A 22,729-nucleotide genomic window follows, 5' to 3' on the forward strand; every position below is an offset into this window, starting at 1 on the left:
ATGAATTCACCCTCAATTTTTACCTGGGAACAGGCCAAGAAAATTGCCGATCTAGTCGTCTTTCAAAAATTTGGAGAGCATTTAAAAGACTCTGAACTAGAGGTATTGCAAGGCGCGTGGGAGGGGCTGACCTACGAAAAGATGGCTGAAGACTTCTACCGTTCGGTAAATTATATTAGAGGTGATGTTGGCCCTAAGCTATGGCAAAAACTTTCCGATGCATTAGCAGAAGAAGTCACTAAGAAAAACTTCAAGGCTGCTCTAGAGAGAGCCTCGTCCCTACAGCAGACGGTCCCTCCAGTTTCCCCTATTCCAGACGCCGCCTTTCGTAGACTGCAGCTTCCCTTCCCAGAAGGGTCGGTTCCCCTCGATTCGCCATTTTATCTAGAACGAGAGGGCGTAGAGTCAGTCTGCTATGGGTCGATTTCCAAAGCAGGTTCCTTAACGCGCATCAAAGCGCCAAAACTGATGGGCAAAACCTCATTGATGGCTAGAATTATTGCCCGAGGTAAAACTCAAAACTACCAAACCGCGAATCTAGATCTGAGCGATATCGAGCGAGGAATTATTGTAGACCTAGATAAGTTTTTACGCTGGTTCTGTTTGATGGTGGGGCGACAGTGCCAACTAGACAGCCGACTCCAAGACCTTTGGGATACAGAAATTTTGGGCAGTAACGATAACTGTACCGTTTATTTTGAAGAGTATTTACTACCAGAAATCAACGGCCCTTTACTCCTAGGGCTAGATAACGTCGATCGCATTTTTCCCTGCATCGAAGTCGTTGAAGACTTTCTAGGCATGTTGCGAAGTTGGCATGAAAAAGGAAAGACCTCGCAGCGGTGGCGGCAGCTTCGGCTCGTCATGGCATACTCTACCGAATGTTACGTCCCTCTAGACATGAATCAATCTCCCTTTAATGCAGGGATACCCGTGGAATTGCAAGAATTTAATCGCAAGCAGGTCAAGCAGTGGGCTTGTCTTTACGGGCTTGACTGGAATGAATCTCAAGTCGATGCATTGATGGGAACGATCGGCGGGCATCCTTACTTGGTGGGATTGGCACTCTACGAAATAGGATCCGGGAGAATGGACTTGGATCGGCTCCTGCAAAGCGCTCCCACAGAAGCAGGTATTTACAGCAGCCACCTCCGACGACATCTAGAAACCCTCCAATCTTCCCCGGAGCTGTTTGACGCATTTCAGCAAGTGGTTGCCTCGCCAGAACCCATCGAATTAAACTCAATGCAAATTTATAAGTTGCACAGTATGGGACTGGTCCGGCAAAACGATAACCGGGTACAGCCGCGCTGCAATCTATATCGGGAATATTTTCATCGCGGACTTTAGCTGCGGTCAGGTCGATGTTAGCGGTGACGGAAACGGACGAACGATCGCACGACTGGTCTGTGGATTGAGAAAAGCGATCGCCCCTCTCACGCGGATAGCTGAAATTTTTGCGCGACCTTTTGAGCGGACCGCATCGCCTTATTCTCAATCTGACGCACCCGCTCCCGGCTCAACCCCATCACCTTGCCCACCTCCGCCAAAGACCGACCCTCTCCCTGGTCGATGCCGTAGCGCAACTCCAACACGTGGGCTTCTCGGCGGTCGATGCCGTTGAGGATCGACTCCAGCCGCTCCCGCTCGCACAGCGCTTCGAGTCGGTCTTGAGGGGTTTCCAACTCGCTCGGCAACAATTCGATCAGGCTCGTCTCGCTATCCTTGGTCGAGACCAACACATCGTAGGAAATCGCATCCCTCAACGCGCCGAGCGTGTATTTCCATTGCTTTTCGTCTAGCTCCATTGCCTTTCGCAATGCTTCAGCGCTGGGTCTTTTACCCGTCGTCTGCATCATCTCGCGGGTGAGATATTTGAGTTTCCTGATTCGCTCCTTCATGTAGATGGGCAGCCGAATCATCCTGGATGCATTGCCAATGGCGAGGGTAATGCTCTGCTTGATCCAAGCGTATAGGTAGGTGGATGCCTTATATCCCCGCTCTGGGTCGAACAATTCGACGCCTCGACTCAAACCGATGGTCCCTTCTTGAATCAAGTCTTCAAACGGCAACCCCCGATTCTTGTATCTTTGAGCGACGTTGACGACCAACCTCAAGTTGCTTTGAATCATCAGGTCCTTTGCTCTTTTTCCCCGATTGACGATCGAGGGCCAATCTTCGGGGCGTTGGGATTCCGGCAGTTCCAGTACCTTCACCATGGCCTGCACTTGGCGACCTAGCTGAATTTCCCGATCGCCCGTTAATAGTGGGAATTTCCCGGCATTTCTCAGCAGAAAATTAACAGTACTGGTTTCGATCGACTTTTTGCTCATCTTTTAGTTCCCCACCCCTAACCTGAATTTAGAATTTGAACGCGAAAGTATTGAGTTCGACGGGATGCCCCAACGTGCGAGTGATGCCTCAACGTTGCATCGTTCGAGTTGAAAACTAAACCTCATGTTTGATAAAGCCCTTTTCTGAAAAAGTTAGCGTAAGCTGATACAACCTCGATTTGCCCACCGTCTTAGCACTTTAAAGCTGAATATTGAGGAACTCGTGAGGAAGTCTTCTTTTCCATGGGGCCGATCGTATCTCGAGCTAATGAAATCGCTGTTCTCCTAAAAGGAATACTTCTCTAAGCCTTCTCTCCTATAAGATCTATCGATCTCGAATGGCTTTCCCTGCATGCATACTCCCGCTTGTTTCCCCAACTGAATCCAACCTCGGCGATCGCTATCTTCTCCAAGGGGATCGAATTGCGATCGTTCGGAATTTGGAATGTAACAAGACTGTTCTAACAAGACTTTTATGTCGCAAAGGAGGTTAATTCCTGTCGCAGTAAAAGCTTTTCTTGAATTTATAGAACTATGAATAGGTATAGATTACTTTTGAGTTGCAAATCGGTCAATTAGAAAAAGTCGGCTTTAGCCAATTCAAAAAGTCAGAAAAAGTATGGTAATGTAAGGTACTTTTTTGCAAGCTTAGATATCTATAGGAGCTCGCATAAAGAAGCGATAATAAAGTTAGAATTTCTGAATGCAGATTTTGATTTCTACGATACTGGGAAACTCCATTGCATTAATGATTCATGACAAAAGCGCATTCGGGCTTTGAGTATCAGTTTGGGGGAAGTCTCGATGGTAATGCGCCTAGCTACGTCAGGCGTAAGGCTGATACAGAATTGTATCGCGCCCTCAAAGCCGGTCGGTTTTGCTACGTGCTGAACTCTCGCCAGATGGGCAAATCCAGCTTGCGAGTGCAAACGATGCAGCGGTTGCAACAAGAAGGGACGGTTTGCATCTTCATCGACCTGACGGGAATGGGCAAACAGGATGTGACCCCCGAAAAATGGTACGCCGGGATCGTTCAATCCTTGGTCAGCGGCGGACAGCTTAAGGCTAATCTTCACTGGCGGACTTGGTGGCGGGAGCGTCAGGATTTGTTCTCGCCCGTACAGCGCTTGAGTGTGTTTATTGAGGAGGTCTTACTCGTTGAGATCCAGCAAAATATAGTTATTTTTGTCGATGAAATTGACCGGGTTCTAAGCCAGAGTTTTTCCCTGGACGACTTCTTTGTCTTAATTCGATTTTGTTTGGAGCAGCGCTCTGCCAATCCCGCCTACAAGCGTCTTACCTTCGCTTTGTTGGGCGTTGCCACCCCCAACGATCTGATTCGCGATAAGACGCAAACTCCGTTTAATATCGGCATTGCTATTGAACTGGAAGGATTTAGGGCTCGCGAAGTTGAGGGACTGGTCCGAGGGCTGCAAGGAATCGTCGAGCAGCCTGAGGCGAGGATGCAGGAAATACTGGACTGGACGGGCGGCCAACCCTTTCTAACTCAAAAACTCTGCTATTTGGTCGCTTCGGCATCTGCGATCGACCCGCGTTGTACGGTCGAGCAAGTGGTGCGCTCCGGTCTAATTGACAATTGGGAGTTCCAGGACGAACCAGAGCATTTGAGAACGATTCGAGACAGAATTCTGAGGAATCAGACGCGAGTGGGGCGACTCCTGAGCCTGTATCGACAAATTCTGTTGGAGGGGGCTATCGCGTCTGATGGCAGTCAAGATCAGATGGAGCTGCGGCTATCGGGGTTGGTCGTAGAGCGACAGGGTAAGTTAGTTCTGTACAACCGCTTATACGAATCCGTATTCGATCTGACTTGGACGGACCGGAAATTAGCGGAGTTACGACCCTACGAGGGAGCGCTTGCCCACTGGTTTGCGTCATCCTGTCAGGATGAGTCGTCTTTGTTGCGAGGGCAGGTTTTACAGGATGCGCTGGCCTGGGCGTTAGGCAGAAGTTTAGGCGATCGGGACTACCAATTTTTAGGGGCCAGTCAGGACTTTGCCAAGCGAAAGGCACAAGCCGCGCTCGACGCGACCGAACAGGCGAGTCGGATTTTGGCTTTAGCTCGACAGGGTGCTCGCCAAGAGGTGTCAAGTCGTCGCTTGAAATGGCAATGGCTTCCTGTAATTGCCCTAGCTGTCACCGCGCCCGTGCTGCTGCTGCGATTTGGCGGTCTCTTTCAAAGTATGGAATGGAATTTTCTAGACCAATGCTTTCGGTGGCGATCTTTGGAGCGTCCAGACCCCCGAATTGCCGTTGTTGCCTTGGATGAGTCGGATATTGCAGCGGTGGGGCAGTGGCCGATTCCAGATCGCGTGCTGGCTCAAACCATTGACAAAATCAAGGCGCAACGCCCTAAATCCATTGGGTTAGATCTCTACCGCAATTTACCGATCGAGCCGGGGCACTCCGAGCTGGTCCGACAATTCAACGCGACCCCCAATCTATTTGGCATAGAGAAGGCGATAGGAACTCGGATCGAACCGCCGCTGGCGCTCCAACAACGCCAACAGATTGGCTTTGCCGATCAGGTTTTGGATGCAGACGGAAAGGTGCGCCGCGCGCTTCTCTCGGTCAGCTTGTCTGAGAGCGATGTGAGCTACAGTCTAGCGCTCAAGCTGGCGCTGCATTACCTCAAGGCGAAGGGGGTTGCGATGGAATCTGAGTCAGGCGATCGCATCCGTCTGGGCAAGGCCGTTTTGGAGCGGTTCGAACGCAACGATGGCGGCTATGTCCGCGCCGAGTCCGGGGGCTATCAAATCCTGCTGAACTTTCGCGGTACTGAGGATCGCTTTCCCGTATATTCCCTCAAGGCCGTCCTGAACGGTCAAGTTCCGCTAGATGGCTTGCGCGATCGCATCGTCCTGATTGGCACCACCGCCGACAGCCTCAACGATTTTTTTTATACGCCCTACAGTAGCGGCTTGGTCGGCTCTCCCGAACGAATGGCGGGCGTCATCCTTCAAGCAAATATCTTGAGCCAAATTCTGAGTGCTGCCCTTGAAGGGCGATCGCTGCTACGGGTGTGGCCAGAGCCGATGGAGTGGCTCTGGGTGTTGGCTTGGGCGGGGGTTGGAGCGGCGTTGGGCTGGCGCTGGCGTTCTGGGCTGGCGATCGCCTTTGGCGTCATCGCGACTAGCGGCTTGTCGGTCGCGATCGTCTACGTCGGCTTTCTGTTGGGTTGGTGGCTCCCCGCAATCCCGACGCTGTTAGCCTTCTGGGGTACGACAGCGACAATCCTTATCATTAACAATCGCCAAAGAGATCGGCTCTTATTCCAATGCACCTTAGCCAAGCTGTTAGCCGAAGGGAAAGACTACCCCGTCGCGAGGCGCATTGCCCTAGAGTACCTGAAGCAATCGGAGCCAGAAAATCGAGCAGATATCGAACGCTATTTAACCTAGCCTGCATTATTCATGACGATTTTGGAAAATCCTCGAAATCTATGCCAACCAAACAATCTGGCGATTTGCCTAAAAAACAGTCTGTTTTTGGAGGGTGCCGTTCCATCTGTGTTCTGGCGATTGGGGAATAATCCAGGCTAGGCAAGTTGACCTAGGCAAGCAACGAACGCTGAGGCTATTCCCGAAATAGAAATTACCCATCATTCTGTAGGGGCGCAGGGCCTTGCGCCCCTACGACTCGGTATTCCCTTTTCAAGAATTGCTTTACTCAAACCGGAGCGGTTCCATGGAAACGATGTCCAACCCTTCCGATTTGAGAACGCTAGCCCAAGTGCCTGTCAGATCTGGGTTGGCGGGCTGAGAGCGCAACTCTTGAGCCAGCACGGTCAGCATGTCGTACCAAAGACCCTGTTCTCCATTCCAGGAAGCTCGATCCAGGGCTGTGTCCCGAACGATCGACTCGGATGGAGACACGCGTTGCACCCAAGCGGCGACCGCCGGATCGTTGGGGCCTGGTCTTTCGCCGCACACCAGAACGACGGCCCACTGATAGCTTTCCCCGATCTTGAGGGGAGGGGCATCCGCTGGGGGCTGGAGACTAAAAATACCAGAGGAACTCGGGACGGGGAAAACCCACTGGGAATGGTAGGAGGCATCTTCTTTTTGCACGCTCAACACGACCTGTCGGGCAGAGGTTTGAGGAAGATGCACCCAAAACGTAGGACGCTCTGCCATCGTCAATCCGATGTTGCTCGGAGGGACGAGGGCCATCAGCGGAAGCTGGCGGGCCAGCTCGCTTGAGGTCGGTGCTGAGGCTAAGTCTTGAGGACATTGGCGACCCCGCGACCCCGCGCCGACCGTTCGATCGGGCCTGCGATCGCGCGCGGGTGGCTTGAACAATACTTTTGGGGCCGAAACCCTCCCCCTCGCGATCGCACCCCTCGCGATCTCATTTGCGGGCATCTTAGCGGGCAATGGCGTCGCAAAGGCCGTTCCTGTTGCAATTAACAACAACCCTAGGGCGACGAGACCCGAAGAATGGTGGTGGTTTGACATAACAACGTTCCTCCCCTGTTTTTTGGCCCTTGAGTCCTCTTGAAACTGTTAGGCTCGCGATTTTAAGCTATTGCCTCATCTGAGGTCACACTTTACTTGTCCCAGAAAAAGCAGGTTGACGCAATAGGAAAAGTTCAGGCATTTTTTAAAGTGAAAACCAAACGGATGGGAGAAGTCAGAAAAGTCTGTTTTACTCAGGTTTCAATCAAAGCCAATTTCCCACTAGAACGAACGGTGCCCAGTAGTAGGGATGCTGGTACCGAGGCGATTTTAAGAGAGAGAGTTGGGCTTGACGCAGGGCCTGGGCTTTACTCACGCCAGGTTGCAGCGCCTTATAAAAGTTCGTCATTAAGTCAGCCGTAGACTGGTCTTGCACCGACCAAAGGGTAGCCAAGGTACTGCGCGCCCCCGACCGTACGGCAACGCCTGCAAGCCCTAAGGTGGCGCGTTTGTCTCCCGCTGCAGTTTGACAAGCGCTCAAGATCAGGAGTTCGATCGGATTGGTCCGAGAGCGATCGCCGTCTCTCAGGAGCTGGTCTAAGTTTTTGACATTGACGCGCTCGTCCCAAGTCAGCAAAAAGGTGTTTTCGGCTCGGGATGAAAATTGAGCGTGGGTGGCCAGGTGAATCCCGGAAAACGGGGTGGCCTCGATGGTCGTTCGCAGGCGATCGCGAGTAAATTGCCCGTTCAGGAGCACCTGGGACGGCACGGTACCGGAAATTTCTTTCACTTCCTGCTCTACTCCAGGTAGCGGAGAAAAACCTTGACGGGATTCCGCCAAGCCGCCGACCAAGGTTTTGGTTTTTTCCGTGGAGCGGGGGCGGGAACTCAAAAGCTGAAGCCCAGGGGTTAGTGCGAGGTTGTATGTTTCGGCGAGGTACTGTTTTCCATCGTGGAGCGCGGCGACCGGAATGCTTCTCAAGGCACCGTCTAAAACGAATACGAGGGTTTCGATACCGCTATTTTTGAGTTCTGCTGCCGCAGGGCGCAGGAGCCAGTCGTACAGTTTTTGCTTGGGCTGGAGCGGGTTGGGGTTGAAGATAAAAGGATTTAAAGTGGCGTAAAGGTCGTCAACGGTGCGATCGACTTCTCCGTAACCTTGAGGGTCTGACTTTAGCGCGGTTGCGTAGTAACGCAGGGGTTTTCCGGGCAACGATAAAATCACGGCCAGCCGCTCTGGCAGCACGATGCCGTAGACGACTGCCGCCTTGGGGTCAAGGCGATCGATGGGCTGAGCGCGAGCTTCGATACAAGCTTCCCGGAAGAAGTTGTTCAGTTCTGCCAACTGAAGGGATTCGATGACGTCGCGGGCTAACTTGAGCTGTGCTTGCCCGGAGGTTTCGGGCTGGAGCAGCAACTCGACTAACTCTCGATAGACGGGTTCGACGCGATCGCGGAAGGTGAACTGAATGTCTGGGTCGGTAGCGACGAGGTCGCGACGCAGGGACTGAAGGGTTTCGTAGGCGAGGGTATAGGCGGCGATCGCCTCTTTTTGCTTGCCTTGCCGATGGTAGAGCCTGCCGAGCTGCCACTGCCACAGGTAAATCAGTTCGGGGTTGTTAAAGGCAGAGAGTTGCTGGACCGCCTGTTCCGTCAACTGCTGCGAGGTGGCCAAGGTTCCGGTCTGTTGGGAGACGGCAGCGACATAGCCTAGGGCGTTGGCGGCGGCGGCCCGATCTCCGAGGATCTGGGCCTGACGGTAGGCCGTGGTGGCGAGGGTTTGAATATCCGACCAAGAGGGGATCTGAGCGGCCTGAAGCGGAGTATCGGCGGCGGAAGTTGGGGCGGCGGAAGTTGGGGCGGCGTTGGCGAAGAGGCAAGGCTGCAAAATCGGAGAAGCGAGCTTGGCGCTGCTGGGATTGACGCCAGCCTGAAGGCACATGAGATTTTGCGCCAGCTTCAGTTGGGCCGAGACCGCCGCAGGGCTGGGGGGCAGTTGCGCCAGACGGCTTTGGAGGCGAGATAACAGGTCGGGGACGATCGCCCACTGTCGCATTTCGATCGACAAGTTGAGCAGATTGAGCTGTGACTGGACGCCCACGGTGGGAGCCGCTTCGGCGCTGCGATAGCAGGCGATCGCCTGTCGATAAAAGCCCGCCGCGCCCCCGGTTGCTTCGGCCAAACAGGCTTCGGGTGGGGGACTCGCGAAGTCTTTGGGGAGTTTGAGGGTGGGACTGGCCTGGGTTGCGAGCGCTCTATTGGCCAAGGCGCGGGCCGTATTACCCGAGCTGAGGGAGAGGGCCGCAAGGGTCGGGGCATCGCCGAGGGGTTGGGCTAACTGCCAACCTTTTTTTAGGGCCACCTGGGACTGTTCCGGTTGACCGACCACCCGCAGAATATTGCCCAGGCTGCGCAGGCCCAAAATCTGAAGGGGGGCAGGCAGGGACGATGCGTTTGGGGTTTGCAAGGCGGCGGTTGATAGCTCGCAGCCCTTATGGGCGATGGACAATGCGTCTAAGACGGTTTGACAGGCCTGGGGATATAGCCCCAAATCTTGCAAGGCTTGAGCTTGGTTGATCTGACTGGCGATCGCCCCGTTCGCATTGCCCGAGTTGCGATGCAGTTGGGCGCTGGTTTTCCAGGTTTTGAGGGCGTCGTTCGGTTGTCCCACGGCCTGCTGGAGCTGCCCTTGAATGTCTAAGGTGGCAGCCAGGATGCGCTGTCGATTTGGGGTGGGGCTTTGGGCGTTGAGGAGGGCCAGACTTTGGGCGATCGCCGCTTTAGCCGCATCCCATTTCCCCAACTGCTGCGCGGTGAGGGAAAGATTGCTGAGCGCCATGGCCTGATTCAGGCGATCGCCCTGGGCGGCATGGCGATCGGCCGCCTGCTGCCAGAGGACTTCTGCTTCTGCATAGCGTCCCGCTCGATACAGTTCCTTGGCCGACTCGATTGGGCTAGAGGCCGACTGAACCGGGGGCGCTGGCGTGGAGGCCGAAACCGGGGCGGTCAGGAGCGGAACGATCGGGCTTAAGCCGCAGAGAAGGGCAGCTAGGACGGGCGATCGCCCCCTGAATTGTCTTTGGGCAAAACGCTGAATTCTGGAGTACTGTCCCACGGCCTTTGGCCTCCTGATTAATTCTTTTTAAAGGCTCAATTTTGGTCCCTAACAGATCGAGTTATCTATCTGTATTCAAGATCGAGTCTAAACTGACGGTCATCCGATCGAGTCAATCGTTTTTGTTACCTGATTTTATCCGATTTTTTCGGCGGCGCAGAGAGGATCTCATCTTGAGTGCGTACAGCTTAAGTTGCCAGTGTTATTGAGGATACAGTAAGAACCTGATTTTTTCGTATTGCGGCTCTGTTCGTTTCCAATCAGTATGTCTGCATAGACAAAATTATACAAGCAATTTTAATTAAAGTTTTCGGTCTTTCTACGCTGTCATTGAAAATGGTTCAAATAGCGCAATCGATCTAACTCCCAGGGGGTATTAAACAATGGATTTGCACTTAGATCGACTTCTAAATTTACCTGAGATGAAGGTGGAAAACTGCGAGCAGTTAGATTTTGTGAATTGGCGGCGTCGATACACCCAACGCTACGAAGCCTATATTTTTCAAAACGTTCAGTATTCCAGTATTGAAAAAGTAAGTCGAGAAGAAGGACTCACCTGGGATCGGGTGGATGGTATTTTCGACCTGATAGGGCTGAAGCAGTAAATAAAATTGATTTAACTTTTTATAAAACCTTCAAGCCTATTTGAAGCGCATTCTTCATTCCTGCATCAGCCGCCGGAGTAGGGGACTAGAGCGCCGAGTGCAATGTCTGAGCAACTTTTTAACTCATCTCTAATATTTTTATTCATCAATTCATTAGTGCTATCCAATATTTCCTAGAAAATCTGGAGGGTTGAATATGCTTTTCGATCCGTTTCCGCTGTCTAATAGTCTGGGGTTTCTCGCCTTGGGGGGCTATATCGCCACCCTGCTGCCCACCAATTTAAGAATTGTCTTTCCGCAAACGAAGCAGTCTGCAATGCCAAAATGGTTGCTCAAAAATCGACGCGCGATCGGCATTCTGTCATTCTGCTTGACTTTGGGGCATGGATACCTATTGGTGGTCAAGAGAGATTTCGACTTTTTCGATCCTTCAACTTTTTGGGTTTATATCCAAGGCGTAACAACCTTTATTATTTTGGCGCTATTGACCATCACCTCCAATGATTGGAGCGTCAAAAGACTTAAAAAGAACTGGAAGCGGCTCCACAATCTCACTTATTTAGCCATGTTTTTATTGACTTGGCACGTGTGGGACAAGATGGCCGATCACTGGAGCGCGCTGACGCCGCTGGGGTTAATCGTTATTATTTCTATTAACATTCTCTATCTATGTCGTCGCTGGATCGAACGGCGCAAAAAACAGCAAAACTCTAAACCAAAAATATCGGAACCGCAAGTTCGAGAAAAGATTGCAGCTTAGTCCTTTGAGACATTGTTCTTCCCCATCGAACATGGAATCTCCAGCTATGAGGGTACTGCAAATGTCTCGGAAATTTTTAACGTTTACGGCCTTAACCGCTATGACAGTCTTTTTGGGTGGCATGGGTTGCGCCAACGTCTTTTCTCAAGCTCAAAGGCATAGTTTGGCGACGCATATTTCTTCCAGCTCAACCCCATCGCGCACCCTTCGCGGTCATTCGGCCTGGGTCTATGCGATCGCCTTTAGTCCCGATGGACGCTACTTAGCCAGCGGTAGCTATAACAAGCAAATTAAACTTTGGTCGCCCTCTAATGGCGCTTTGTTGCAAACCCTAGAAGGTCACGGCGATGCAGTGGTCGCCCTCGCTATTTCTCCCGATAGCAAAGTTCTGGCCAGCGGTAGTTGGGACAACCGCATTAAGCTCTGGCAGTTAGGGACGGGACACCTCCTGGGCGCGCTTGAGGGGCACACGGATGACGTGCAGGCGATCGCCCTAAACCACAAAGGTTCCTGTTTGCTGAGCGGAAGTGCCGATCGAACAGTCCGAATTTGGGATGTAAAGACGGGCAGGGAGTTTCGTAAATTTCGAGCTGGGGATCTCGTTAGAACGGTAGCCTTTAGCCCGAATGGAGACATGGCGATCGCCGGGGATGAAAGCGGCACTCTCAAAATCTGGCGCATCGGCGATGGCGCGCTGTTGGCAACCTTGGAGGCCCATTCCAAGGCGGTCCGGGCGATCGCTTTTAGCCCTGACGGGCAGACCTTTGCCACCGGCAGTGCGGACGGGACGATCGCGCTTTGGGATTGGAAAACGCACCTTTGGCGACAAACATTGATGGGACATGCCGGAGCGGTCTGGTCGGTGGCGTTTAGCCCAGACGGACAGACGCTCGCAAGCAGCAGCTATGACAAGACGGTCAAAGTATGGAGCTTACCTAGCGGGCAGATTCTAAACACTTTGACAGGACATGACAAAAGCGTGTGGTCAGTCGTCTTTCATCCTAAAGGGCGATCGATCGCGAGTGGCAGTGCCGACGCAACCATCAAGTTTTGGAAAGTTGGAACGCAGTAATTATTTTTTTTGACCTAATATAACTTTCATTAATTTGGTAGCTCTTTGTATGAATATTTATCACAAGTTTAGATCGATTTCGAGACAGTCAAGACTCGATTGTCAAGCCTTGAAATCAAGAAGTCCTCCAAATTTTCCAAATGAGTTGCTTTTGAAGTTTATGATAGATAACCTGATTTTTCCCTATTGCAGACTTCAGAAATTCGATCAATATTCTGAGTGAACTTAGCATTTAAGTAGGCTCAGTTTTGGTCATAAATACCGTTTAGAAATGTCTTAAAAGTTGGAATATGTCCTATGAGTATCCTTAGCCTGAACGATTTAGCCTTGGAACTAGTTGCCCGAGATTTTAGCGATGGTCACGCACCAAACAATGCTGGCCCCACAAAAACCTCGCGGGCTTTAGCCATTATTCACCTCGCAGCTTACGATGCCTATGCAAAAGTGACCGGAGCTTTAACGCCTCGCCTTGGAACGCTTCCGAATAAACCTTCAGGTCTTGGCAGCGATGATGGGACGGGGACGGTTGCCTTGCTCGGTGCCGGGCTGTTGGCTGCGGAGCAGCTTTACCCCGATTTCAGAGATTTTATTACCGAAGTCGTGACTTCAGGCGCTCGAAAGTTCAATGGCGATCTCCTCAAGATCGATGTCGGCAACAATCCCATTGCGATCGTGTACGGCAGGGCGATCGCCGATGCCTGGCTGGATGCGCGCAAAAACGACAATTCGGATTTGCCGCAGCTAGACAAGCTTTACAGCAATGCGCCAGGCAAACACCGCCCCGATCCGGTCAACCCCGGACAAAGCGCCTTAGGCCGAAGCTGGGGACAGGTGACGCCCTTTGTGCTCAATTCTGTTGTCAACGATGCTCCTTTAGGGAACCCGCCTCCGTTAAATAGCCAAGCCTATGCTGATGCGTTCGACGAGGTGGCTGTTTGCGGGCGAGACGATATCTCGCGGCGCGATCCTGCTTTTCGAGAAAAGGCCGTTGTGGGCATTTTTTGGGGATACGATGGCGCCAATAAATTAGGGACGCCTCCCCGCCTCTATAACCAGGTCGTGCGGGCTATTCCGGAGTTAGCGACGGTTGGCCACCCGCAGCAGATTAAGGTTCTGACCGCCATCAATGTGGCAATGGCAGATGCAGGGATTGCCGCTTGGCACTGGAAGTACGAGTACGATGTGTGGCGACCTGTGGTAGGGGTCCGCGAGGCCGATAAGGGTTGGGGACCGTCGGGAGGCGGCGATGGAAATACAATCCGTTCGGAGGCGAGCAATCCGTTCTGGCTTCCGTTGGGTGCGCCTCAAAGCAATCCGTTAAAGCCGCCTACGTCAAACTTTACGCCTAATTTCCCGGCGTATCCGTCAGGGCACTCTACTTTTGGCTCTGCTTGTTTTGAAACGGCTGCGGCTCTTTTGGGTAAAGCAACCCACGAAATCTTCGTGACGTTTGTCTCCGATGAGTTGAATGGCAAGACAACGGATAATTCGGGTACGGTTCGCCCTAGGCGAGAAGAGTATTTCTCGCTCCAAAAGGCGATCGCAGACAACGGAGACAGTCGAATCTATCTAGGGGTTCACTGGAGATTCGATGCCACAGGCGGGAAAGAAGTGGGGGATGCGGTGGCGAGAAAGGTTTGTGCCGCTTTCATGTAAACGATTGTAACCAAGGCACTATATTTTAATTGAGAAATGTAGTGCCTTGCGATCGCTCTTTCCACACGGAACTAGTCAAATGATGAAAGCTAAAAGGGTGAACAATCATTCTCTAGAAAATACTCAAGCGAACAAGTTGATTTCGTGCTTCTATGAGCCTTGAAGCCGTATTTTGTTAAGTTAACTCAAACGCTCCATGAGTTAGCTCGAGTATCAGGTTTTGCATGATTTGCCGACACTTGACTTTCTCCCATTGCAAACATAATGATCTAAAGGCATTATATCTACATGAGGATACAAGACTACCTTAAGGCACTGTTCCATTAAACCTTGATAAACCCGTTAAGCATGGGTACGTGGAGCTTTGAAGTTTCTTGTTCAAGAGGCCTCAAAGCCTTGCTGAATAATCTGTTTAGACTCCCGATCGCAGACTAACTATTCAGTGCGACTACCCTTTACTCTAGAAATTCAGAATAAATTATACTTTTAAACCTTTTCAGAGCAGAAAAATTAGTGTAACTTACTTATAGGCAATTAGTTGCCAAATTAAGATTCGAAAAATATCTTAACATTATGTAGCAATCCATGGCATATAAATTTATAAGTTATAGGTTAAAACTGCAAAGCGTTAAATATAGTTTTTCGAGTCAAACAAGCTAGCCGTCCGTAGAGTACAGTTCTTAATCATCCTAGGAGTTGAGACATGGGTTGCGAACAAGTCGAACAAGAATTGCTTCAATTAACTCAAGAGCAAAAGGACGAATTTTGTAAGCTTACACTTGACTTTTTTGTAAGAAATGGCCTACAGAAGTACATTCCACATATAACAATTGAAATTAAACAAAAACCTCCTTCTCCTACAAGAGATTCGATTGCGGATTTTACATGTCGAGACACACCAATCCCAGACCCTGGCGATCCCTGTTATCCTCAAATTTGGGCGCCAGGATGACACTTTCGATTTGAATTTTCCAAGGTTAGTTGGCAAACAAGGAGTATCAAGCCTGAAGCTTGATATTCCTTGTTTGCATAATTTATTTTCGAGAAAAGCTCAGATCGAAAGATAGTTTTTTGATTTCATTAGGTCAAAATCTTTGATCGAGCTAAATACTTAAGCTTGACATTATACAGGGTATTCTAATGTGACTCAAAACCATAATTTCAAGTCTTGGAAGTTAAAGTTGTTATTTTCTGCTGCAATGGTTGTGGTATCTTTTGTGCCAAATCACTTTGCTTGGGCGCAAATAAAAGAAGATAACACTCTTGGAAAAGACAGCTCTCGTGTAATACCCGATCCAACGAGTAGTAACGTTCTTAGAGTTGTAGATGGTGCAACCCAAGGATCGAACCTGTTTCATAGTTTTGCTGAATTTAACGTAAACAATAATCAAACTGTCTATTTCAATGTTTTATCTAACATTGATCGTATTATAGCTAGAGTTACAGGTGGAAATAAGTCCAATATTTTGGGAAAACTAGGTGTCAGTGGCGGGGATGCCGATCTGTTTCTACTCAATCCAAGCGGCATCATTTTTGGTCCTAATTCATCTTTAGACCTCAAAGGATCGTTTCTAGCGACGACGGCGAGCAGTTTTGTATTTGAAAATAATACTGAATACAGTGCAATAGATACTCTTGTACCTCAACTTAGTATCAATATCCCTCTCGGTTTGAGGTTTAGAAATACTGGTGGAGTCATTGAAAATAACTCCAACGCAACGGTTGGCAAAATTGGTCTTCAAGTTTTGCCTGGGAAAAGCTTAGCTCTCCTAGGGGAAAATATCCTTTTAAATGGCGGTTTTCTCACTGCAAATAGCGGACATATTGATGTAGGCAGTGTTACTGAAGGTCAAGTCGATCTGATCGATGAAAATCTAACATTTAACTATCAAAAAATTTTACCTCAAAACTTCGGAGATATTAGTATTCTTAGAGCATCTACAATTAATGTGTCTGGCACGAGAACAGGAAGAGTGGTCGGTGGTAGCCTTTATGTGCAAGGTAAAAATGTAAAAATTTCTGATGGTTCAAGGCTGTTTTCCTTGTCATTTTCTGGTAAAGATTCAGGAGGTTCAATTAAGATAAAAGCATCTGATTCTTTTGAGATTACTGGAAATATAATTCGTTCAAGTCTATTATCTACATCCAGTAGTGGACAAGGAGGTGTGGGTGGCGATATAATAATTGATGCTGAACAATTTTTTATGGGAGATTATGCAAATATTCAGACATCTTCTGTATTGTTTCAGAATTCAGTCAACCTCTCAGCAGCAAAAGCAGGCAGTATATTTATTGAAAGTACTCAAGCAAATATTAGTGGTAAAGATACATTCATTAGTGCGTCTACGAATGGAGGATCTGGAGACGCTGGGAATATTACTGTCGTCGCTAAAGGCTTCTTGAAAGTTGGAGGCAGTGCCGAAGTCAGAGCTATAAGTAATGGACAAGGAACCGCAGGGAATATTGATATCTTTGCCCGTTCGGTTTTACTAGAAAACCAGGGAATTATCAGTGCTACAACGACTGGCGGTGAAGGTCGTATTACTTTTCACGATGCAAACGATATTACTCTCCGTAACAATAGTAAGATTTCTGCAAATGCAACTAATAGTGCAAATGGTGGCAACATTATTATAAATACGGCTTTATTGTTAGCAGTTCCCCCAGTAGGATCTAATGGCAGCGATATCACAGCAAAAGCAATTGGGGGTACTGGTGGAAATATTACGATTAATGCTCAGGGGATCTTTGGGATTAGGCCGCGCAAGGCAACTTTAGGCAATCAGACGAATGACATTGATGCAAGCTCTCAATTTGGGCAATCAGGACAAGTACAAATTAATACAACCACCGACCCAAATCAGGGGCTAATCGAACTACCCGCAACAGTTGTCGATCCCAGTACCCTCGTTGCCCAGAACCCTTGCAAACGTGCATCCAGCAGCGAATTTACCCGTAGCGGTCGCGGTGGACTGCCGCCCAGCCTCAGCCAAGACCTCAACGGCCAATCAACCCAGGTCGGCTTAGTAGAGCCAGCCAACTTGAGTGCAGAAAAGCCCGAGTCTAAATCGGACTCAAAACAGGCCAGCTCTCAGCCGCCATCGTCCTCGCAAATACAGCCTGCTCGAGGATGGGTTTATAACGACAAAGGCGAAGTAGTTCTGGTAGCTTATAATTCTGCCGTCACTGGCCCTCAACGTCTTCAGTCAGCTCCAGCGGGTTGCCCCGTACTATAGAGCAAACCAATATCCTGCTGGCTGAAACCAATATCCTGCTGGCTGAGCGGAGCCGAAGCCAGCAGCAGCGAAGCCAGGTTCATCATCCCGCTATCAGGCCGCTCGTTTCGACTTCGCTCAACGAGCTAGAGTAAGATATTCGATGAAAAGCGATTTGATCGCTTACTTTAAGGCAAATCTCTCAAAAAGGGCTGTAATTAATCGAAAAATAAAGTCCCTGCTCTTGGAGCGATGTTTTGTTCGATCGAATATCGACCAACGGAATGCCCCAGTCAAAACGAGCGTTTAAGCTGTCTCCCATCTGCCACTGTAACCCCACGCCCGCCCCCACCAACGTATTCGGGCTGGGGTCAGGAGTGCCTCCGCTATTCCAACCCAATCCAAAATCGAGAAAGGGGACGATTTGCAACAGCCCCTTAATGCTCTTCACCCGCAGAATCGGGAAGCGCACCTCCGCCGAAGCCGAGACGCCATTATCCGTCAGCAGCGCATCTTGCCGATACCCGCGCACGCTCTGCTGCCCGCCCAACGCAAACTGCTCCACAGGCACCAAAGCACCGGGCGATAGTTGCAGATCGGAACGAAACACAAACAAAGTGTCTGGGGCTAATAGCCTCACGTACTGCGCTTGCCCCCGCCAATCAAAAAAACGACCGTCTGGAGGGGTATCGTTAATCGTGGCATCCAACACCCCAAAGCCAGCATTAAATTGAGAGCGCAGCGCAAATACATCTCTCGATCCTCGCCGCGTCCAATCCTGGAAAAAGCGGAGAGCAGAGATCCGCGTTCTGCCATTATCGTCAGACCCCGGCGATAGCTTAAAATCAGGCCCAAAAAACTCAGTTGTCCCAAGAAACTTGTTCCCGCTGTCTTGCCGAGAGGCCGTTATCCCCAAGGCAAACTCTTGTCTCGGCGTTTGGATAATCGGCTGCCGAAAGCTGACCTCGACAGAATAGGAATCTCCAGAAATATCCAGGCTATTAAAAGGCTCTTCAATCACCTCAGTAAAGCTCACCCCTCCCGACAGCGTCACCGCTCCATTTTTGGCATTGACGGGTATCCTGTAGCTCAGATTTAAGGCATTGCTGCCCGTCGTATTGGCGTATTCCAACCCAAATCCATCGCCAAAGCCCAGCACGTTCCCCTCATTAATGCGGATCCCCCGTCGGAAACTACCCACGCTGGGCGCTCTGTTATTGTCGGCAAAAAATTCTGCCTTAAAAGACTTGGCCTCCTGCACCTTGACCGCCAAAATCCCCGTCTCAGGCCGAGACCCTGCCGATAGATCCGCAGAGATGGTCTTAATGAGCGGGTCTAGCTGCAAGAGCTGGAGCGCTTCGAGCAGTCTGTTTTGATTGAGGGGCCGGGTCGTTGCCAACTTTAGGCGGTTGCGCACGTAATTCGGACGCAAGCGCTTTGTGCCGGATACGCGGATTTCTTCAATTCCCCCTTCAATCACCTGAATCTTGACCACCGCACCTGCTGGCGACAGCGTTTGACCTGCTGCAATGACAGCCCCGGAATTGATATATCCAGCTTCCGTATATTTTTTTGTAACTGCCGCTTCGGCTTGCAGTAGTTCCGCAAATGTAAGGGGGCGATTGGTAAATGGCTCTGTTACTGCAACTAATTCTGAATTGCTAAACGCTGTATTCCCGTCAAACTCGAAGCGCGCGACAGTGATGCTGCTCGGAAGCCCTTCTCTCTCCTCTGGGGCGGGCGTGGGGGCAGGAGGGAGGTCTAGTGGTGGCTGGGGAATGGGTTGAGGAATGGGAATGGGTTTTTCTGGCGGTCTTGGCAGAATCGGATTGGGGATAGAGGGGTCGATCCGCGGCGGTTCTGGAGCGGGTGTTTGGGCTAGGGTGCTTTTGGGAAAACAGGCTGTAACAAATCCCAGCTTCAGAGAAAGATAGAGCTGTAGCAGCAAACGCCAAGGGGATTTACTGCGAAATATTAGCATTCTAAATAAGGTTGAGCGTTTATTAAGATTAACTTTTAGATAATACTTGTTTTCTGAATTGTTAACTCGATCTGAAGATTTCCTATTCTCAAATCTTGAAGGATTCTAAATTAAAAGCCCCCCATTTCTGGAGGGCTTTGATGGGCGCTTTACTCGACAGCTTTAGCGCGATCGCCCACCCTAAAGCCACCGCCCTTGCCTGCAATCACCTTGCCTACGGAGGAAGTCGCATCCACCTCCACCAACTGCACCCGACCGATGGGCTGGGAAACCACGCGCAATACCTTGCCCGTAGAGGGATCCTTTACCGATTTAATGACGCGCTCGACCGAGAGCACCATGCCAGGGCGGAACCCATCGCGCCCGCCCTTATTAATGACGACCTGATTGCCCGTAACATCGGCAACCAAGGCATCAATTCTAGGTGCGAGCGTGGGTAGAGAGGATAGTTTGGGGGCTGCTGCGACGAGCTGAGTGCTGACCGCCGCCACCGCTTTCTCTGCCGCTTCCCCCAACACTCGGCCCCGGCTGTCAGAGCTAGAAGTCGTGCCAAACAATCCAACACCGCCCGTAGCGTCTTTCTGTTCGGACTGGCCCGTTCCTTCGGCAACTGTCAAAATCTCTCCAGTTGCAGTATTGATCAAACGCGCTGCAATTTGTACTGTTGCGATTTGCTTGCGCGAGCCACCAAAAATGCCACCAAAGGAAAACCCTTTCGATTTATCCTCCATGTCGAACTTCGTGACCGCGCCGATGAGAACCGCATCTACCCCCAAAATTCTGCCGATTTGGGCTGCCGTAGTGGGTTCGATCCGGCCTGATGCACCCAGGTTTTGCTCGGCGAGAACGGCATCGATCCTGCTGCGTTCGATCAGGATGTAGCTTCCTTCTTTAACCAACTGATTCGTTAAAAGATTGCTAATCCCCTTAGATGCTCCATCCCCCCCAAACCCCGAAAGATAACTCATATCGCTGATGCTAGAAAAATCAAAATCTAGAACGGCAATGCGGCGTTTTTCGCGGGGCTTAATCTGTTCGGTGCCCAGCGCGCCAATGCCTTGCGCGCTAACCTGCATGCGAATATCTAGAGCTGAACTGCATGCGAATCCCGATAGGGCAATGACAAGTCCGACAGTGTTAGAGATGGAGCGTTTCATTATGATTAAGGTTGAGATGATTGAGGTTGAGAATGATAGATGAATGGGACAGATTTAATGGGGCAGATTTAATGGGACGGATTGCTAAAGGTAAGACACTTATAGCACGACTGCTGGGAGCATTAAAGAAGGAGCGAACGTCGCGCAGCAGAACAGCTTTAATCTCGCGGGCCGATCGAGAATGATGGGAAAATTTTAACGATCGCAGATTTTATTGATAGACTGCTGACAGTTTCGGCCTGCAATTTTTAGAGCTTCCATGGCTTGGTCGTAATCCGGTTGATTGTTATTGCTGAGGGCAATGTCGGCAGATTTCTGCAAGTCCGCCAAGGCCGCTTGACGATTGCCCTGGTTGAGCTGGACCACGCCGCGATTGTAGTAAGAAAGCGAGTCGGGGCTGAGCTGAATGGCTTGGGTGTAGTCGGCGATCGCCCCCTCTGGATTGCCGAGTGCAGATTGCGATAGCCCGCGACCTAAATACGCAGAGCCTAACCGCGCATCCAACTGTATTGCCTGACTGAAGTCGGCAACCGCTCCGCTGTAGTCTTGCGTCAGATAGCGAACGCTGCCGCGCAGCGAATAAGCTGCCGCAAATCTAGGGTTGAGCTGCAACGCTCGCGTAGAGGACCTGAGTGCTGAGGGTAAATCGCCCTGAAGGTATTGGTTCATGGCATCCAGAAAGGCGTCGCTGCTGCCTGGATTGGGCGCATCGACGGTGGCGATCGCCAGCGGGGCACCCGCAGAAATAGAAGGAGAAGGACTCTTGTTCGGGGAGCTTTGGAGATTCAGAGGCGATCTGCCGCTGTTCTCTGGCCCTTGGGGCGTTGCGAAGGCAACGGTTTGTCCTGGGGGAGCCTTAGAGCCAACCGCCGCTAAAAAGGAATTGATGGGGATGCCCAGATTGAACCCCGTCTTCATAAAAACCCTAGCGTTTAGCTTTTCTAGGGTTTGGGTTTGACCGTCCGCCGCGCCGTGGATGCCCACCAATCGAGCCTCTCGATCGAACACCGGCCCGCCGCTCATCCCCGGCAAGGTTTTGTTGGTATAGACCAGAGAGTAGCCGCCCGTTTGCGGTTTGCTGGAGAGGGCCGTGAGTTGACCCTCCGTAAAGTTATAGGTGAGAGCATTAATCGTAGAACCTTGACCTGGAAATCCGGTGACGTAGACGGGCAAGCCTTCTTGAAGGGTGCTGGAATTACCTAAGGCTGCAATGTCGTACTTTTCGGGGCTGTTAAATTTGAGCAGCGCTAAATCCAGTCCCGGCAGTTTTTGAACGGTCTGGGCGTGAAGGGGATAGCGTTTACCCGTGACCGTGACCGCTTCGTAGCTGCCAGGCGCATCGATGACGTGGCGCGCCGTCAAAATAGTATAGGTGGAGCCATCCTGACGAATTAAAACGCCCGAACCCGTGTCCGAACCCTGAATTAAGACCGTGACGCTTTTGGCAATTTGGCCGATTTCAGCCACGCTCTTGGCAGAGACTGCGGGCTGCCAGGCGATCGCCAAAACCAGCACCCCGGCCCCACCCCAAATTTTGTAGGTTAGCTCCATGACCTTCTCATCAACCTCTTAAGGCAAATTCAAGCCAACTTTAGCAAAGGAATCTTCGCGGTACAATTGCATCCGCGAGCTGTCCGGCTCCCCAGGTCGGCCTTTGCAGTATCTGGGTTCCAACCTAGCACTGCCGCTATCTGAGTTGCCACTATTGACCCGAACGAGCGCGACAAAAGCGGCCCGTGGCGAACGGTTCTGCTCGAAAACAGACAAAGCCCCTCTATCAAGAGTAGAATTTTGGCTGTAGCGCTCTTTTGTCTGAATGTCCGTTGACCTGTTGCGATCGATTGTTTGGACAGATTATCGTCTGGCTGTTTTGTTTGGCGTCCTCTGTCCCTTGGGCCTAATGGCGTGGGCTATCTATAAAAAAGCCAAGCCCATTACGCACCTGCTCGTGATTTACTGGCGCGTTGCAAGCTTGCTAGCCATCTCCGTCTACTTGGCGATCGGTCAAAGCCCCCTCAGCTTCATCGCTGGCTTTGCAGCGCTGTTATTGATTCCCGTCAGCCTCTGGCTTTGGGTTGACCTCAACGAAGAAATTGAAGATCGGCGCGGCTTGCTGAAGCTGATGTTCAACGCTTGGCGGTGGGCCATGACGTTGTACTGCGCGATCGCTGCCGTACTTCAGGTGCCCTACCTCCAATGCGCTGGCTCTAAGGCAGCCTCCAGCGCGCCGCAATGCCAGGTTTGGCTGGAGCCAGCCCTCTTGTTCAAGTCCATGTTCCACGCGGGGACTCGGGCCGAGAAGTTGGGCTTTTTGGCCATCATGGCATTGGTCTTTTATGGCTTGTACCTCGGGTACTTCCTGATTTTTAAGCTGACCAAGCAAGGCCGTTCTGCCACTGGATTTTAGCGAATTTTAC

At 50.9% G+C, this 22,729-nt stretch carries 15 protein-coding genes; 9 read left to right on the forward strand and 6 right to left on the reverse strand.

Translation table 11 applies throughout. The features are described 5' to 3' along the window. Window positions 1–1,350, forward strand: coding sequence for an AAA-like domain-containing protein (locus R6H26_RS27135; protein ID WP_404787101.1), 1,350 nt, complete (start codon window positions 1–3; stop codon window positions 1,348–1,350). Window positions 1,351–1,436: 86 nt separating this feature from the next. Here R6H26_RS27135 and R6H26_RS27140 read toward each other — a convergent pair whose 3' ends face one another. Beyond that, window positions 1,437–2,333: an RNA polymerase sigma factor RpoD/SigA gene (locus R6H26_RS27140; protein WP_404787103.1), complete on the reverse strand. Its 897-nt coding sequence runs from the start codon at window positions 2,331–2,333 to the stop codon at window positions 1,437–1,439. Window positions 2,334–3,088: 755 nt separating this feature from the next. On the opposite strand from R6H26_RS27140, the gene R6H26_RS27145 reads away from it, so the two are divergent. Then, complete coding sequence (locus R6H26_RS27145) at window positions 3,089–5,755, forward strand: CHASE2 domain-containing protein (protein WP_404787104.1); 2,667 nt, start codon at window positions 3,089–3,091, stop codon at window positions 5,753–5,755. A gap of 264 nt (window positions 5,756–6,019) precedes the next feature. On the opposite strand, the gene R6H26_RS27150 is transcribed toward R6H26_RS27145, so the two are convergent. Together R6H26_RS27150 and R6H26_RS27155 are read right to left on the reverse strand one after the other, a co-directional pair. Beyond that, a complete protein-coding gene (locus R6H26_RS27150) occupies window positions 6,020–6,811 on the reverse strand; it encodes a DUF928 domain-containing protein (RefSeq protein WP_404787106.1) in 792 nt (263 codons plus the stop codon). A gap of 205 nt (window positions 6,812–7,016) precedes the next feature. Continuing rightward, complete coding sequence (locus R6H26_RS27155) at window positions 7,017–9,866, reverse strand: CHAT domain-containing protein (protein ID WP_404787107.1); 2,850 nt, start codon at window positions 9,864–9,866, stop codon at window positions 7,017–7,019. 383 nt (window positions 9,867–10,249) lie between these two features. Here R6H26_RS27155 and R6H26_RS27160 point away from each other — a divergent pair, with 383 nt between their 5' ends. The 6 genes from R6H26_RS27160 (at window position 10,250) to R6H26_RS27185 (ending at window position 17,195) form a co-directional block, all read left to right on the forward strand. Beyond that, the gene (locus tag R6H26_RS27160) at window positions 10,250–10,471 is read left to right on the forward strand and encodes a transposase family protein (RefSeq protein ID WP_404787109.1); all 222 of its coding nucleotides are present in this window, start codon (window positions 10,250–10,252) and stop codon (window positions 10,469–10,471) included. Window positions 10,472–10,667: 196 nt separating this feature from the next. Then, window positions 10,668–11,231, forward strand: coding sequence for a ferric reductase-like transmembrane domain-containing protein (locus R6H26_RS27165; protein ID WP_404787111.1), 564 nt, complete (start codon window positions 10,668–10,670; stop codon window positions 11,229–11,231). Between the two features lie 61 nt (window positions 11,232–11,292). Further along, window positions 11,293–12,303: a WD40 repeat domain-containing protein gene (locus tag R6H26_RS27170; RefSeq protein ID WP_404787112.1), complete on the forward strand. Its 1,011-nt coding sequence runs from the start codon at window positions 11,293–11,295 to the stop codon at window positions 12,301–12,303. A 297-nt stretch (window positions 12,304–12,600) separates the two neighbouring features. Further along, on the forward strand, window positions 12,601–13,959 hold the full coding sequence (locus R6H26_RS27175) for a vanadium-dependent haloperoxidase (protein ID WP_404787114.1): 1,359 nt from the start codon (window positions 12,601–12,603) through the stop codon (window positions 13,957–13,959). A gap of 703 nt (window positions 13,960–14,662) precedes the next feature. Then, window positions 14,663–14,911, forward strand: a complete 249-nt coding sequence (locus R6H26_RS27180; RefSeq protein WP_404787115.1) for a hypothetical protein — start codon at window positions 14,663–14,665, stop codon at window positions 14,909–14,911. Between the two features lie 190 nt (window positions 14,912–15,101). Further along, on the forward strand, window positions 15,102–17,195 hold the full coding sequence (locus R6H26_RS27185; RefSeq protein ID WP_404787117.1) for a filamentous hemagglutinin N-terminal domain-containing protein: 2,094 nt from the start codon (window positions 15,102–15,104) through the stop codon (window positions 17,193–17,195). Between the two features lie 181 nt (window positions 17,196–17,376). Here the strand turns inward: R6H26_RS27185 and R6H26_RS27190 are convergent, their stop codons facing one another. From R6H26_RS27190 to R6H26_RS27200, 3 genes are all read right to left on the reverse strand, one after another. Further along, window positions 17,377–19,155, reverse strand: a complete 1,779-nt coding sequence (locus tag R6H26_RS27190) for a ShlB/FhaC/HecB family hemolysin secretion/activation protein (protein WP_404787119.1) — start codon at window positions 19,153–19,155, stop codon at window positions 17,377–17,379. A gap of 149 nt (window positions 19,156–19,304) precedes the next feature. After that, window positions 19,305–20,312 (reverse strand): CsgG/HfaB family protein, encoded by a 1,008-nt coding sequence (locus tag R6H26_RS27195; RefSeq protein WP_404787120.1) that lies wholly within the window; start codon window positions 20,310–20,312, stop codon window positions 19,305–19,307. A 195-nt stretch (window positions 20,313–20,507) separates the two neighbouring features. Next, window positions 20,508–21,863 carry a tetratricopeptide repeat-containing serine protease family protein gene (locus R6H26_RS27200; RefSeq protein WP_404787121.1) on the reverse strand — a complete coding sequence of 452 codons (1,356 nt, stop codon included), beginning with the start codon at window positions 21,861–21,863 and terminating at the stop codon, window positions 20,508–20,510. A 265-nt stretch (window positions 21,864–22,128) separates the two neighbouring features. On the opposite strand from R6H26_RS27200, the gene R6H26_RS27205 reads away from it, so the two are divergent. Beyond that, on the forward strand, window positions 22,129–22,719 hold the full coding sequence (locus tag R6H26_RS27205) for a DUF3177 family protein (RefSeq protein ID WP_404787123.1): 591 nt from the start codon (window positions 22,129–22,131) through the stop codon (window positions 22,717–22,719). The last annotated feature ends 10 nt before the right edge of the window (window positions 22,720–22,729 follow it).

This window comes from Altericista sp. CCNU0014, from assembly GCF_044923475.1.
Taxonomy (GTDB): Bacteria; Cyanobacteriota; Cyanobacteriia; order Thermosynechococcales; family Thermosynechococcaceae; genus JAAURS01.